The organism is Streptomyces sp. PsTaAH-124 (genome assembly GCF_000373685.1).
GTDB lineage: Bacteria > Actinomycetota > Actinomycetes > Streptomycetales > Streptomycetaceae > Streptomyces > Streptomyces andamanensis.
The window spans coordinates 41,327-54,659 of the sequence record NZ_KB892161.1; the positions used below are offsets into that span (position 1 = coordinate 41,327).

Annotated in this window: 11 protein-coding genes; 6 read left to right on the forward strand and 5 right to left on the reverse strand. The window is 71.3% G+C overall.

Annotated elements, in window-relative coordinates:
• Positions 1-18 precede the first annotated feature (18 nt).
• On the forward strand, positions 19-885 hold the full coding sequence (locus B086_RS0107350; protein ID WP_018565759.1) for an alpha/beta fold hydrolase: 867 nt from the start codon (positions 19-21) through the stop codon (positions 883-885).
• Positions 886-999: 114 nt separating this feature from the next.
• Here B086_RS0107350 and B086_RS0107355 read toward each other — a convergent pair whose 3' ends face one another.
• A complete protein-coding gene (locus B086_RS0107355) occupies positions 1,000-1,665 on the reverse strand; it encodes an MSMEG_1061 family FMN-dependent PPOX-type flavoprotein (protein ID WP_018565760.1) in 666 nt (221 codons plus the stop codon).
• Positions 1,666-1,906: 241 nt separating this feature from the next.
• Here B086_RS0107355 and B086_RS0107360 point away from each other — a divergent pair, with 241 nt between their 5' ends.
• The 3 genes from B086_RS0107360 to B086_RS0107370 all read left to right on the forward strand — a co-directional run bounded on the left by B086_RS0107360 (position 1,907) and on the right by B086_RS0107370 (position 4,815).
• A complete protein-coding gene (locus B086_RS0107360; RefSeq protein WP_018565761.1) occupies positions 1,907-3,007 on the forward strand; it encodes a hypothetical protein in 1,101 nt (366 codons plus the stop codon).
• 131 nt (positions 3,008-3,138) lie between these two features.
• Positions 3,139-4,020: an alpha/beta fold hydrolase gene (locus B086_RS0107365; protein WP_018565762.1), complete on the forward strand. Its 882-nt coding sequence runs from the start codon at positions 3,139-3,141 to the stop codon at positions 4,018-4,020.
• Between the two features lie 102 nt (positions 4,021-4,122).
• Positions 4,123-4,815, forward strand: a complete 693-nt coding sequence (locus B086_RS0107370) for an alpha/beta fold hydrolase (protein ID WP_018565763.1) — start codon at positions 4,123-4,125, stop codon at positions 4,813-4,815.
• 109 nt (positions 4,816-4,924) lie between these two features.
• Here the strand turns inward: B086_RS0107370 and B086_RS0107375 are convergent, their stop codons facing one another.
• The gene (locus tag B086_RS0107375) at positions 4,925-6,229 is read right to left on the reverse strand and encodes a chitinase (RefSeq protein WP_018565764.1); all 1,305 of its coding nucleotides are present in this window, start codon (positions 6,227-6,229) and stop codon (positions 4,925-4,927) included.
• A 67-nt stretch (positions 6,230-6,296) separates the two neighbouring features.
• Positions 6,297-7,856 (reverse strand): carbohydrate binding domain-containing protein, encoded by a 1,560-nt coding sequence (locus B086_RS0107380; RefSeq protein ID WP_018565765.1) that lies wholly within the window; start codon positions 7,854-7,856, stop codon positions 6,297-6,299.
• A gap of 698 nt (positions 7,857-8,554) precedes the next feature.
• Here B086_RS0107380 and B086_RS0107385 point away from each other — a divergent pair.
• Together B086_RS0107385 and B086_RS0107390 are read left to right on the forward strand one after the other, a co-directional pair.
• A complete protein-coding gene (locus B086_RS0107385) occupies positions 8,555-9,388 on the forward strand; it encodes a PIG-L family deacetylase (protein WP_018565766.1) in 834 nt (277 codons plus the stop codon).
• 191 nt (positions 9,389-9,579) lie between these two features.
• On the forward strand, positions 9,580-10,392 hold the full coding sequence (locus B086_RS0107390) for a class I SAM-dependent methyltransferase (protein ID WP_018565767.1): 813 nt from the start codon (positions 9,580-9,582) through the stop codon (positions 10,390-10,392).
• 237 nt (positions 10,393-10,629) lie between these two features.
• Here B086_RS0107390 and B086_RS0107395 read toward each other — a convergent pair whose 3' ends face one another.
• Both B086_RS0107395 and B086_RS0107400 read right to left on the reverse strand, forming a co-directional pair.
• The gene (locus B086_RS0107395; protein ID WP_026252196.1) at positions 10,630-12,159 is read right to left on the reverse strand and encodes an FG-GAP-like repeat-containing protein; all 1,530 of its coding nucleotides are present in this window, start codon (positions 12,157-12,159) and stop codon (positions 10,630-10,632) included.
• Positions 12,160-12,453: 294 nt separating this feature from the next.
• A complete protein-coding gene (locus B086_RS0107400) occupies positions 12,454-13,317 on the reverse strand; it encodes a DUF3592 domain-containing protein (RefSeq protein ID WP_018565769.1) in 864 nt (287 codons plus the stop codon).
• Positions 13,318-13,333 lie beyond the last annotated feature (16 nt).

The window sequence follows — 13,333 nt, forward strand, 5'->3', positions numbered from 1 at the left end:
AATTCAAAGGGGTTAGATATGCGCTCGGTGCACCACCGGACCGCCACCGTCGACGGCCACGAGATCTTCTACCGCGAGGCCGGCCCCGCCGACGCCCCCGCGATCGTCCTGCTGCACGGCTACCCGACCAGCTCGTTCATGTTCCGCGAACTGATCCCGCTGCTGGCGGACGACTACCACGTCATCGCCCCGGACCACCTGGGCTTCGGCCACTCCGACGCCCCCCGTGCCGAGGACTTCACCTACACCTTCGACGCCCTCGCCGAACTCACCGCCCACCTGCTCGACCGACTGGGCCTGGACCGCTACGCCCTCTACGTCCAGGACTACGGCGCCCCCATCGGATGGCGCCTCGCGCTCCGGCACCCCGAACGGATCTCCGCCCTCGTCACCCAGAACGGCAACGGCTACGAGGACGGCTTCGTCGAGTCGTTCTGGACCGACGTCTGGGCCTACGGGGCGAACCCCGGCCCCGACACCGAACCCGCCGTCCGCGCCGCGCTGGGCATCGACGCCATCCGGTGGCAGTACGTGCACGGCGTGCCCGACCCGAGCCTGGTCAGCCCGGACACCTGGGAGCACGACGCCGCTCTCGTCTCCCGCGAGGGCAACGACGCGGTCCAGCTGGCGCTGTTCCGCGACTACCGGAACAACCGGCCGCTCTACCCGCTGCTGCACGAGTTCCTGCGCACCAGCGAGGTCCCGGTGCTCGCCGTGTGGGGCCGCAACGACGAGATCTTCGGCCCGGCGGGCGCCCTGGCCTTCGCCCGCGACGCCAAGGACGCGGAGGTGCACCTGATCGACGGCGGCCACTTCCTGCTGGAGAGCCACTTGGACGTCGTCGCGGGATACCTGCGCGGCTTCCTCGGGCGGGTACTGGGCTGAGGATTCCTGGAGCCGGGACGGGCGCGCTCGACGCCGCGGGAGGCTCGTGTGCACACGAGCCCCGGGAGCACACGAGCCCCGGGCACCGCGGTCCGAACTCACCCCTCACTCGTATCACTCGTAACGCAGGCGCAGTGACTCCTGTTCGGCCTCCTCGACCTGGCCGACGGTCAGGCCCGGCAGGTCCAGCTGGGCCAGCGTCACCTCGGCGCTGGTCGGCTGGGCGTCAGCGGGCACCCACCGCTCCGGCTGCCAGGCACCGGCGCGCATCAGCGACTTCGGGCAGTGCGGATAGACCTGCTCGACCCGCACCACCAGCGCCGTGGCCGGCGGCTTCCCCACCGGAGTGAGCTGGGTGAGCAGGTCCGGTCGCGCCGAGACGCAGGCGCGGCCGTTGACGCGCAGCGTGGTCGGGCGGCCGGGGACGAGGAAGAGCAGTCCGACCCGCCCGGTCTCCAGCACGTTGTGCAGGGTGTCGAGCCGTTTGTTGCCGGTCGCGTCGGGTATCGCCAAGGTCTGCTCGTCCAGCACCGTGACGAACCCGGCAGGGCCGCCACGCGGTGTCACGTCCGCCCGGCCCCCGGCGTCCGCGCTGCCGATGAACACCAGCGAGGAACAGCCGATCAGCGCCCGGGTCTCCTCGGTCAGGTGGTCGGTCTCCTTGCGCAGCGAGTTCGGGTTCGGCGGTGCGTAGAGCTCGCGCAACTGGTCCGGGCCGGTGAGGGCGTCCGCCCGGAGGGACTCGAAGAGCTGCCCGCCGGCCTCAGTGTTGATCATCATACGTACGACCCTAGAAGATGACCGGGGTTCGGGGCGGGCCAGCGCGTCCGGTCCTGGGCCGGCCGCGTGGATGAGCACCGCCGCCCCGCGCCGTTGCGCCCAACTCGCCCGCGGCGCAGCCTTCCGCCCGTGCGTGCCCGCTGGTCCGTCCGCCCGGACTCGCTGTCAGTGCTCCGTGCCATGATGCGGAGGCGTCCCAGGGGAGTGGGCCGCGGTTCGCTGTCTGCCTGGGGGTGAGGGAATGGGCGCGGGTACGGAGCCGGACGGCTCGTCCAGGTCCGACGAGGAGTGGGAGCGGTTTCTGCGTGAGTCGGCGGCGGGCGCCCCCGGCGCGCCCAAGGAGCCGTCCGCGCGGGCCCGCGAGGTGACGGCGCGGCTGCGCTCCGAGCCCGGCCGCGGCCCGGAGGGCTGGCGCGGCCACACACCCCCGCGGCCCAAGCGGCGTACGGGCTGGTACGTCGTCGGGCTGCTGGCCGCGCTGGTGCTGGTCGCGGTGGCGCTCGCGCCGGGGCGGACAGGGGACCTGTTCGCGGGCACCGACTCTCCGTCGTCGGCACCCGAGACCGCTCGCCCGGCCCAGGCACCACCGAGGGGGGCGGACCTGCGACCCACCGTGGAGGAGTCTTTCCGCGGCTCGCCGGCGGCGAGTTGGGCGAGCGGAGCGGCGGGCATCACCGTGCCGGAGGCCAGGGCGGTCGGCTGGATGAGCGCGACCGAGGTCGAGCGGGCCCTGACCCGCAGCCGGGACTTCCTCGTCGCTTCCGGCCTGGACCGCGGAGTGCTGCGGGGCGAGCGCCCCGAGAAGGCGACAGCACTGATCAACCCGCACCAGAAGGACGTCCAGGACCTGCTGAGAACCGCCTTCAGAACCCCGAGCGAGAGGAACGACCCCCTCCTCCTCTTCAGCCGTTTCCAGCCCACCCGCACCCGCCTGGTCGGCGACGTCGTGAAGACCCGGGGCCGGCTCAGTTACCGGGAGGGGGAGCGCGGCGCTCTCCTGGTGACCGCCGACGTCACCTTCGTCTACCCGGTCACCCGCGCGGACACGGGCGGCGACGACGAGATCATCCGCACGATCGTCCGGCGCGAACTGGTCCTGAGCTGGGACGACCCCACCAAGGTGAGCACCGAGCCGGGCACGTTCTCGATCGTCTCGTACAAGTACGCCATGACCAACGGCGGCTGCGGCGCCCCCACGGGCTACCTCACCCCGCCCTTCGGCAGGGACCACCGCACGGACGAGGACGGCGCCGAGATCGACCCCTACGACCGCAGCACGCCGATCGGGCGGAGCAAGACACCGGGACCGGGGGACGAGTGCGCGCGGGCGACGCGTTCCTAGCCACCGTCCGTCGTCGGCGTCACGGCCCGGCCCGTGCCGGTCGGGTGTCGGGCTCCGCGCCGCGCGGTGCGCGCAGGTCACGCACGCGTATTCCCGGTGCGCTCCGTCGCCGGTTGTGGCAGGCTCCCCGCATGCCGATCGTCGACGTGTCCTCCGGGGTGTCTCTCGCGTACGAGACCTTCGGCGACCCCGGGGACCCTCCTGTACTGCTCGTGATGGGCTTCGGGGCGCAGATGCTCGCCTGGCACGAGGACTTCTGCCGGGCGCTGGCAGATCGCGGCCGTCACGTCATCCGGTACGACAACCGCGACTGCGGGCTGTCCACCAAGTTCGAGGAACACCCCGTCGACATGGGCGAGTTCATCGCCGCCGTGAGTTCCGGAGACATTCCGGCCGCTCTCGCGATGGTTCCCTACCGGCTTCTCGACATGGCCGACGACGGCTTCGGCCTGCTCACCGCGCTGGGTGTCGAACGCGCCCATGTGGTCGGTGCCTCGATGGGCGGAATGATCGCTCAGACGATGGCCCTTTCCCACCCCGAGCGGGTGCTGACCCTGACGTCGATGATGTCCTCGACCGGCGAGAGCGCGTACGGCCAGGCCGCCCCGGAGGCCCAGGCGGTGCTGTTCAGACCCAGGCCCGCGGACCGCGAGGGGTACATCGCGGCGGCGGCCGAGGAACTCGTGTGGGCCTCCAAGCGCTACGGCGACGCGGCGGTGCTGCGCGAGCTGGCCGCCGACAGCTACGACCGGGCCTACTGCCCCGAGGGGACCGGGCGACAGCTCGGCGCGATGATCCTCAGCGGTTCACGCGCGGACGCGCTCCGTGAGCTGCGGGTGCCGACACTGGTGATCCACGGCCTGGACGACACACTGATCGACCCCAGCGGCGGGGAACGCACCGCGGACCTGGTGCCCGGCGCCGAACTCCTGCTGGTCCCCGACATGGGCCACGACCGCCCCCGGGAACTCTGGCCCCAGCTCATCGACGCGCTGGTGGCCCACAGCGGCTGAGCGCGCAGCCCCGCCGCGCGCACTCCTCGGCCGGAGCCCGTTGTCAGAGCCTCCCGACAGCGTGCCGGCAACCAGCTCCGACTCGTCCCAGGGAGAACCGCCATGGACATCCTGCTCATCGCCGGCTTGTGGCTCGACGGATCCGCCTGGGACGACGTCGTGCCGGAACTCACCGCGCTCGGTCACCGTCCCGTGCCGCTCACCCTCCCGGGCCAGGGCGACGGTGCCGCCGCCGCGACGCTCGACGAGCAGGTGGAGACCGTCGTTGCGGCGGTGGACGCGGCGCCCGGAAGGCCGCTGGTGGTGGGGCACTCCGCGGCATCGACCCTGGCCTGGCTGGCCGCCGACGCACGGCCGGAGAAGGTGGCCAAGGTCGCCCTGATCGGTGGCTTCCCCGCCCCCGACGGGCGGGCGTACGCCGATCACTTCGCGATCGAGGGCGGGGCCGTGCCCTTCCCGGGCTGGGGCCCCTTCGAGGGCGCGGACGCCGCCGACCTGGACCAGCAGGCCCGCGACCGCTTCGCGTCCGCCGCGGTCCCCGTCCCCGAGGCGGTCGTCAGGGGCGTCGTACGCCTGACCGACGAGCGCCGCTTCGACGTCCCCGTCGTGGTCGTCTGCCCCGAGTTCACCCCGGCCCAGGCCGAGAAGTGGATCGGCTCCGGCGAGAGTCCTGAGCTCGCTCGCGCCGCCCATCTCGCATACGTGGACATCGACTCGGGCCACTGGCCGATGACCACCCGTCCCCGCGAACTCGCCCGCGTCCTGGCGGAGGCCGCCGGCTCCCGGAGAGGCTAGAGAGGCTGGAGAGGGAGGACGGCGGACCATCGGGGTGCGTCGGACCGAGGCCGGCCGGGTCCCGTCTCCGGGACCCGGCCGGCCTCGCCATGTGCGGAGGGCGCGGGGTTCAGCAGGAGCCGAGGTCCTGCCAGACACCCCAGTCCCCGGTGGTTCCGGGCTCCTCGCCCTGCGTCCACCACTTGGCCTTCCAGTCGTGGCCGTTCCAGGAGACCGAGGTGCCGCCGGTGTAGACCTGCGAGGAGTTCCACGCGGTGATCGTGCAGGTCGAACCGCCACCGGATCCACCGCTCGTGGTCCCGCCGTCCGTGGTCCCGCCGTCCGTCGTACCACCCGTGGTGGTACCGCCGGTCGTCGTCCCTCCGGTCGTCGTTCCTCCCGATGTCGTCCCGCCGGACGTGGTTCCCCCGGACGTCGTGCCGCCCGACGACCCGGAGCCCCCCGCGTAGGCCATGAAGGCGTCGGTGAACGCCAGGCTGCTCTGGCTGATCTGGCTGCACGTCGACAGCGAGTTGGCGCTGCCGCTGCACGGCTGGTCGCGGTTGATCGACCAGAACGACAGCCGCCCGACGCCGTGTTGCTCGGCGAATTTCTCCACGGCTGCCGCGTCCGCCAGCGTGAACGTCGAACCGTCGTCGTTCTTGCCGATCATCGGGGTGATCCCGAGGTTCGCATAGGTGTAGCTCGCGTCGACGGACTGCATCTGGGCCAGCGTCGCCTGCGCGGCGGCGATCGAGCCCTGGCCCATCTCGGTCCCGGTGCCCGAGTAGTAGTCCATGGTCATGATGTTGACCACGTCGATCTTGACGCCCGCGCTCTTGGCGGCCTTGAGGATGTTGACGCCGTCGTTGGTCAGTCCGCTCGCCAGGACCGGCAGGGTCATGGAGAACGACAGGCTCGGATTGGCCGCCTTGAGGGCCTTCATCGCCTGCATGTGGCGTGCCGCGGCGGCGGTGTCCGCCACCGCCGCGCCCTCGACGTCGAAGTCCAGCTGCGTGACGCCGTAGGTGTCGATCAGTTTCTGGTAGCCGGCCTGGATCGAACTCGGGGTCGAGCACGTCCAGGCCAGCGGCAGGCCGCTCGCGCCGCCCGAGGAGATGATCAGGGACGCGCCCTCGGACTTCGCCTTGGCGATCAGCGGGTCGGTGAAGGAGTCGTTGCCGACCGGCAGGGTGTCGCCCCAGATCTGGTTGCAGCCCGAGCCGAGGACGAAGGCCGCCGTGTACGCCTTGAGGTGGTGGCCGGTGATGGCGGTGTCGAGCATGCCTTCCTGGCTGTTCGACATGTCGACGTAGGGGGCGACGGAGTAGACGTCGGCCGTCGCGGCCTCACCGCTGGGAGCCAGGGCGAGGACCGAACCGGCGGTCACGAGCGCGAGCGCGGAGGCGGAGGCCGCCCATTTCGCGAAGTTCATGGAAGTCCCTCGGGCTGAGGTGGGGGGAGCGGAGGTGATCCGGTCGGGCAGGGGGAGGCAGCGAGCGTCAACGGCCCTGGAGGGACCTGACGTTGTCGCCGAACGACCAGCTCCGCGAGCCGTCCCAGTTGAGGGACCACGTCATGAGGCCCTTGAGCTGGCCGCTGAAGGCGTTCCACGACTGGCTGACCAGGCCGGGCGCCATGTAGCCGCCGCCCGCGCCGGGTTGGGCGGGCAGACCCGGGACCTGCTTGTCGTACGGCACCTTGATCGTGGTGCCCTGGACGACCAGTCCGTTGTTCAGGCACGTGGTCTGCGCGGTGAAGCCCGCGACCGTGCCCGCCTCGTACGAGTCACCGGAGCAGCCGTACATGCTGCCGTTGTAGTACTGCATGTTGAGCCACCACAGGCGGCCGTTGTCCACGTACTTCTTCACGATCGGCAGGTACGCGCCCCAGATCGAGCCGTACGTGACGCTGCCGCCGGTGACGTAGGCGGTCTCGGGCGCCATCGTCAGGCCGAAACCGGCCGGCATCTGCGACAGCACGCCGTCGATGATGCGCTCCAGGTTGGCCTGGGAGGCGGAGAGGGTGTTGATGTTGCCGCTGCCGGACAGGCCGGTCTCGATGTCGATGTCGATCCCGTCGAAGTTGTACTGCTTGAGGATCGGCACCACCGTCGCCACGAAGCGGTCGGCGACCGAGCTGGAGGACAGGTCGATGCCCGCTGCCGCGCCGCCGATCGACATGAGGATCGTGGCGCCCGCGGCCTTGGCCTGGCACATCTCGGCGGGCGTCGACACCTTGACGCCCGAGTCCATGCCGTCCTGCCACTGGACGGTGCCGTCCGAGAGGATCACCGGGAAGGCGGCGTTGATGACGTTGTATCCGTGCGCGGCGATACGGCTGTCGGTGATGGGAACCCAGCCCATACCGGGGTGCACCCCGTTGGCGGCGCCGTCCCAGTTCTCCCAGTAGCCCTGGAGGACCTTGCCCGAAGGCTTGGGCTTGGTCGGGCAGGTGCTGCCCGGCGGGTTGGTGGGCGGAGGACTGGTGGGCGGCTGACTGGTCGGCGGAGGTGTGGTGGGGGGCGTCGTCGGCGGAGTGGTGGGCGGGGTGGTCGGGGGCGTGGTCGGCGGAGTCGTGGGCGGAGTGCTCTGGTTCCCGCCGGGTCCGCTGAGCACCACGTCGTCGGCGACGTAGGCCGGTTGGCCGTACCAGCCGTGCAGGAAGATCGTCACCGAGGTGACGCCGGTACCGGTGGTGAAGTCGACGCTGAGCTGGCCGTACGAGGAGTTGCCCGGCGCCCAGGTCGAGGGGTCGCTGCCCGCGCCGGTGCCGGTGGCACCGAGGTAGGCGTACGAACCCTGGACGTAAGCGCTCAGCGTGTAACGGGAGTTGGGCTGCACGCTGACGGTCTGGGCGCACTGCGCGTTGTCCTGGCCGGACGGCGTCGCCTTGAGGGCGCCGGAACCGGAGTGCACCGGGCTCGTCACGGCCGCCGCACCGGAGCCGGCCGAGCACGTCCAGCCCGAAAGCCCGCTCTCGAAACCGGGGTTGGAGACCAGGTTGGTGGTCGCGGCGCCCGCCGAACCGGAGTTCACCAGAGCGAGGGCGGTGCCGACCATGGCGACCGCTGCGGCGCCTGCGAGGACGCGCTGCCCGACGGCCGAGCGCGGGGCGGTGCGAGGCTGACCGGCACCGGTCGGATCTGCCGGATCTGCCGGATCTAGAGGACGCAACCTCCGACGGAACATGCTGTGCTCCCTTCTCGCCACGTGCCCTGGGCACGTGCAAGGTGTGGAGGGGCGTGACGCCCGGCTCTGGTGAAGTGGAGTCATACGGCGGTGACCGTCGGGATCGTAGGGTGGGCGGCAGGGCGCGTCAATAGGTCTGGACCAAAGGCGCGGTGAGGCTCAGGCCAAGACCCGTCGCACGGGCTCCTCTTCCGGGCCGCCAGGTCCACCCGAGGCGCGAACCGCCGCCACGAGCCGGCGGTTCCCCGTCGCCCCGGACACGGCGTACCGGCCACCTGAGCCGGCCCTATCGGTGAACGTCACGCCGGGCTCGCCGGGTGGCGGGCCCGGACCGAGCGACGTCTCGTCGCCGTGATCACGGCGCTGAGCCTGTCGGAGTCCTGGTCGAGCGCGTCTCCGCGGACCGGGAACAGTCGGCGCGAACGGTGCTGTTGCATGGACAGGGGACCGGGACCCGCGCGGGCGGGGAACACGGAGAACGCAGGGTCGTCTCCGGCAATCCGTACCCTCGGGATCGTGGTGCACCCGCCGCGCACTCGAACCGACACATATGTATGCAGGAGGATCTTATGACCGACCGGCCCTTGACGCTCATGGCCGTGCATGCCCACCCCGACGACGAGGCCACCGGAACCGGAGGGATCCTCGCGCGGTACGCGGCGGAGGGCGTCCGCACGGTTCTCGTGACGTGTACCGACGGCGGCTGCGGGGACGGGCCGGGAGGTGTCAAGCCGGGCGATCCGGGACACGATCCGGCGACCGTCGCCGCGATGCGTCGTCGAGAGCTCGAGGCGAGCTGCGACATCCTGAAGATCAGCGACCTGGAGACCCTGGACTACGCCGACTCCGGGATGATGGGCTGGCCGGGCAACGATGCCCCGGGATCCTTCTGGCGGACCCCTGTGGAAGAGGGCGCCGCCCGGCTCGCGGAGCTCATGCGGCACTACCGGCCCGACGTGGTCGTCACCTATGACGAAAACGGTTTCTATGGCCACCCCGACCACATCCAGGCCCACCGCATCACCATGGCGGCATTGAAGACGACCGACCTGACACCGAAGGTGTACTGGACGACGATGCCCCACTCGACGATGCGGCGGTTCGAGGAGGCCATGCGCGAGTTCCACGAGGACATGCCGGAACCGGATCCCGCCGAGGCCGCCGCGATGGCCGAGATAGGTCTCCCCGACGATGAGATCACCACGTGGGTGGACGCCACCGCGTTCAGCGGCCAGAAGTTCGACTCGCTGGCCGCGCACGCCAGCCAGGGCGAGAACATCTTCTTCCTCAAGATGGGCCAGGAGCGGTTCGGCGAGCTGATGGGCATGGAGACCTTCGTGCGCGTCCAGGACACCACCGGAGCGGCCCTGCCCGAGGACGACCTCTTCGCCGGACTCCGCTGACCCTGCGTCCGGGGAGGTCCCCTCCTCCCCTCTTCCCCTCCGCCCCGTACGACCGTTGACTCCGCCGCTGCCGGACGCACCAGTCCCGGCAGCCCGGGGCACGACGGGCGATGCCCGGTGGGCCGCTCGTCGTGCCCGCCGTCTACGCTGGCGCGGTGACTGATGACCAGGAGCGGGTGCGGCCGTCGGGAGTGTGGGCCACGGCCGTGGAGGTGGCGAGGGTCCGGGCGCTGGAGACCGAGCGGGAGGACGCGCTGTTCCGTGACCCGCTGGCACGGGCCTTCGCGGCCGCCGGCGGCCTGTGGCCCTCCTCGCCGCCGCCCGACGACGAGGCCGCGCGCCGCCGCCGGCTGGCCGTTTCGTTCTCCATCGTCATCAGGACGAAGTTCCTCGACGACCTGGTGCGGCAGGCCGCCGGGTCCGGTATCCGGCAGGTCGTGCTGCTCGGCGCCGGTATGGACAGCCGGGCCTTCCGGATCGACTGGCCCGAGGGCACCCGGCTGTTCGAGGTCGACACCGCCGCGCCCCTGGACTTCAAGGCATCGGTGCTGCGCCGGGAGCGGGCCGTCCCGCGCTGCGAGCGGATCACCGTCGCGGCTGATCTGCGTGAGGACTGGCCGGGCGCGCTGGCAGCCGCAGGGCACGACCCGGCCGTCCCGACCGTGTGGATCGCCGAGGGCCTCCTGATCTATCTGCCCGAGGACGCGGTGGACCTGCTGCTGGCCCGGATCGGCACGCAGTCGGCGGCGGGCAGCCGGATGGGGCTGACCCTGGGCTCGCGCGGCACGATCGAACGCTTCGGCGCGGACGCCGCGCCGGGCTCGGCGGCGTCCCTGTGGGTCTCGGAGATGCCCGACGACCCGGTGGCCTGGCTGGCAGGGCACGGCTGGGAGGCGACCGGCCACACCCTGCGCGAGCGCGCCGCCGCCTACGGCCGCCCGGTCAGGACCCCGCCGCGGCACGAGGAGCGGCCTGGGGGACTGATCTCGGCGGTGCGCCGGTGAAGCCGCCTCCCGGCTGCCGGGTCGACGGAACCAGGGTTTCTGCGACCGGCAGACCCCTGTCGACGTCGGCACGTCCTGCCTGGCCTGCCTAGCTGCGGAAGCGGTCCGATGCTTCGACGGGCCGGGCGTGGCCCGGCCCTCCGGGAACAGCCTGTGCCACCGGAGGGCCGGGCGGCGGCAGGACGGATCACTCCGTGCGGAGGAGCCGGCCGTCCGGCACACCACGGAGGCAGCGGGTCAGAGAGTGATCATGACCTTGCCCTGGTCCCAGTAGGTGCCGTGGTTGGCACGGACCGCGACTTTCCCGTCCTTGGTGAGGACGAACAGGTCGGCCTTTCCGTCGCCGGTGGCATCACCGAACTCCAGGACCCCCAGCCCGGTGCCGTCGACGAAGAGGTCCCAGCCACTGGACCATTGCTTGCCCTGGTCCCAGTACGTGCCGTGGTTGGTGCGGACGGCGATGTTGCCGTCCTTGGTGTGGACGATCATGTCGGCCTTGCGGTCGCCGTCGACGTCGGCGAAGTACAGTCGGCCCAGGTCCTTCCAGGTCACGAAGAGGTCCCAGCCGCTGGACCATTGCTTGCCCTGGTCCCAGTACGTGCCGTGGTTGGTGCGGACGGCGATGTTGCCGTCCTTGGTGTGCACGATCATGTCGGCCTTGCGGTCGCCGTCGACGTCCGCGAAGTACAGCCGCCCCAGATCACTTCCGTCGATGAAGCGGTCCCAGCCGCTGGACCATTGCTTGCCCTGGTCGAAGTAGGTGCCGTGGTTGGTGCGGACGGCGATGTTGCCGTCCTTGGTGTGCACGATCATGTCGGCCTTGCCGTCGCCGTCGACATCGGCGAAGTACAGTCTGCCCAGGTCCTTCCAGGTCACGAAGAGGTCCCAGCCGCCGGACATGACCTGGCCCGGGGCGAAGGTGTCACCCTGGTTGCGGTGGACCACGACGTCGCCGTTGGTGCGCAGGACGACCAGATCGGCCTTGCCGTCGCCGTCGATGTCGGCCGAGTAGTCCCGGTCGCGGTTACGGACGTCCTTCACCCAGTCCGCGAGGCCGTCGACCCTGGCGTCCACCGCACCGGTCCGGGTCTCCGTCTCGCCGAAGCACCCACCCTGCCAGGAAAGACTGTGGACGGCGGTCAGTTCGACCTCAGCACCCTTGCGGCGCAGGGCCGGGCCACCGGCGTCGCCCTTGCAGACGGAGACTCCGTCCTGGCCGGTCAGCGCCACGGTGGTGCCGGCCACGGAATCCACCCGGAAGTCACCCGTGTGCAACTGGTCCGGGACCCACTCGGTGGCGGTCCGCCCGAATCCGGAACCGAGCAGGGTCTCACCCGCCGTGGGGGCGTCGGCGGCCAGGACCACCGGCTCGACCGCGGTGACGGGCTCGGCCAGCCGGACCATGGCCACGTCCCGGTCGTCGCGCGGAACCACCTCGACGACGTCGAGGGTCTGCTTGCCCACGGTCGCGCTGGACTTCAGCACAGGCTTGCCCGGCTTGACGACGGCACCCGGAGTGGGAGCGAAGCAGCTCGTGGCCGTCAGCAGCCACTGCTGCTGCACCAGCGCGCCGGAGCAGGCGCGCATGGTGTCGCCCTCGCCGATGCGGAGCCGGGCGGCGAATGCCTGGTCACCTGCGGCGGCGGGTGCGCCGGACATCGCGTGCGCGACCGGCGCCGCGGTGAGCAGTCCGGCGGCGACCGCCAGGACGACACCGGCGGTCACGGTGCCGCGAGCCTGCCGGGAGCGGGTTCTTATATCGGGCAACGTATGTCCTTCCCCCGCCATGGAACTGACGGGTCATCTGATTCGGTGTGCCCGACAACATACCGTGGTGACGACCATGGGGCGGCTGGTGACGGATGAGCCGTCGCGAGCTGTTCCCGCACGTGGCGCCGGAGGCTCCCCTGCCCCTCACCGGCGGCAGCTCGGGCACCGGACCGGTGACGGCGGAACACGGAACATGCGCGCGGCACCGGCTGCGTGTCCACGCTCATGGACTGAGCCGATCCACCCGGTCCGTCGCGTCCTCGTGGGATCCGCCGGAACCCTTCCCGCTGCTCAGAGGAACACCGCCCCCGCCACGGCTGTCGCCGCGAGCACGAGGACCATCAGGGCGTTGAACGTCACGTCCTGCCCCTGTGAGCGCTGTTCGGCCGCGCGGTCCAGAGTGAAGTCGGCCGGATCGGCGGGTGCGTAGTGGACCGTGACCTCACGGCCGTACGCGTCGGCGGGGTCCGCCAGATGCGAGGTGCAGTGGGCCGTGACAGCCGTGCCCTCACGGGTGGTGAACGACACGACCGGGGTGATGGTGGTCCAGGTGTGGCCGTCGTCCTGGTCGATGCTGACGTCCTTCAGGACCGCGACGACCCGTCCCGGAACGGATTCCATCGCGGCCAGCCCGCTGAGGCGTTCGCGCCTGGCGCGTACCGTCCCGGGCAGGTGGGCGGCGGCGTAGAGCGCGCACGGACCGCCGAAGCCGATCAGCGCCCAGGGCCATCCCTGCTCGACGGCGGCGAGGACCACCAGACCGACGTAGACCAGGAAGAGCGCGCAACCGGGCCGGCCCAGTCCGCGGCCGGGCCGCTCGGGGCGGTCGGAGAACCGGTAGTCGTGCGGTCTGCCCCGCGGGTGGCTGACCCCGATCTCCCGGCCCTCCCACGCCGCGGTGATCATCTCGCCGCGCTCACCGTCGTTCGTCACGGTGATCTCCTGCCCGGAGACCGGATCGCGGTAGGTGACGACCACCGGTATCCCGCCCTTGCGGGAGCCGCCGTGCCGGGATTCCCGTACCTGCTCGATCCGCCCTGTGAGCCGGACCGTCCGCTGCGCCCCGGTCACCCCGGCCAGCGCCATGGTGTAGCCGACCAGCGCCAGTACACCCCACACCGCACACCACAGCACCAGGAACTCGTCCCACCCCATGTGCGCCCTTCCTCCG

Excerpts from the sequence above, each read along its gene's own strand:
- B086_RS0107385 (WP_018565766.1), top strand. The coding sequence starts at position 8,555 with ATGACCGACCGGCCCTTGACGCTCATGGCCGTGCATGCCCACCCCGAC.
- B086_RS0107400 (WP_018565769.1), bottom strand. The coding sequence starts at position 13,317 with ATGGGGTGGGACGAGTTCCTGGTGCTGTGGTGTGCGGTGTGGGGTGTA.
- B086_RS0107375 (WP_018565764.1), bottom strand. The coding sequence starts at position 6,229 with ATGAACTTCGCGAAATGGGCGGCCTCCGCCTCCGCGCTCGCGCTCGTG.
- B086_RS0107365 (WP_018565762.1), top strand. The coding sequence starts at position 3,139 with ATGCCGATCGTCGACGTGTCCTCCGGGGTGTCTCTCGCGTACGAGACC.
- B086_RS0107355 (WP_018565760.1), bottom strand. The coding sequence starts at position 1,665 with ATGATGATCAACACTGAGGCCGGCGGGCAGCTCTTCGAGTCCCTCCGG.
- B086_RS0107370 (WP_018565763.1), top strand. The coding sequence starts at position 4,123 with ATGGACATCCTGCTCATCGCCGGCTTGTGGCTCGACGGATCCGCCTGG.
- B086_RS0107360 (WP_018565761.1), top strand. The coding sequence starts at position 1,907 with ATGGGCGCGGGTACGGAGCCGGACGGCTCGTCCAGGTCCGACGAGGAG.
- B086_RS0107350 (WP_018565759.1), top strand. The coding sequence starts at position 19 with ATGCGCTCGGTGCACCACCGGACCGCCACCGTCGACGGCCACGAGATC.
- B086_RS0107380 (WP_018565765.1), bottom strand. The coding sequence starts at position 7,856 with ATGGTCGGCACCGCCCTCGCTCTGGTGAACTCCGGTTCGGCGGGCGCC.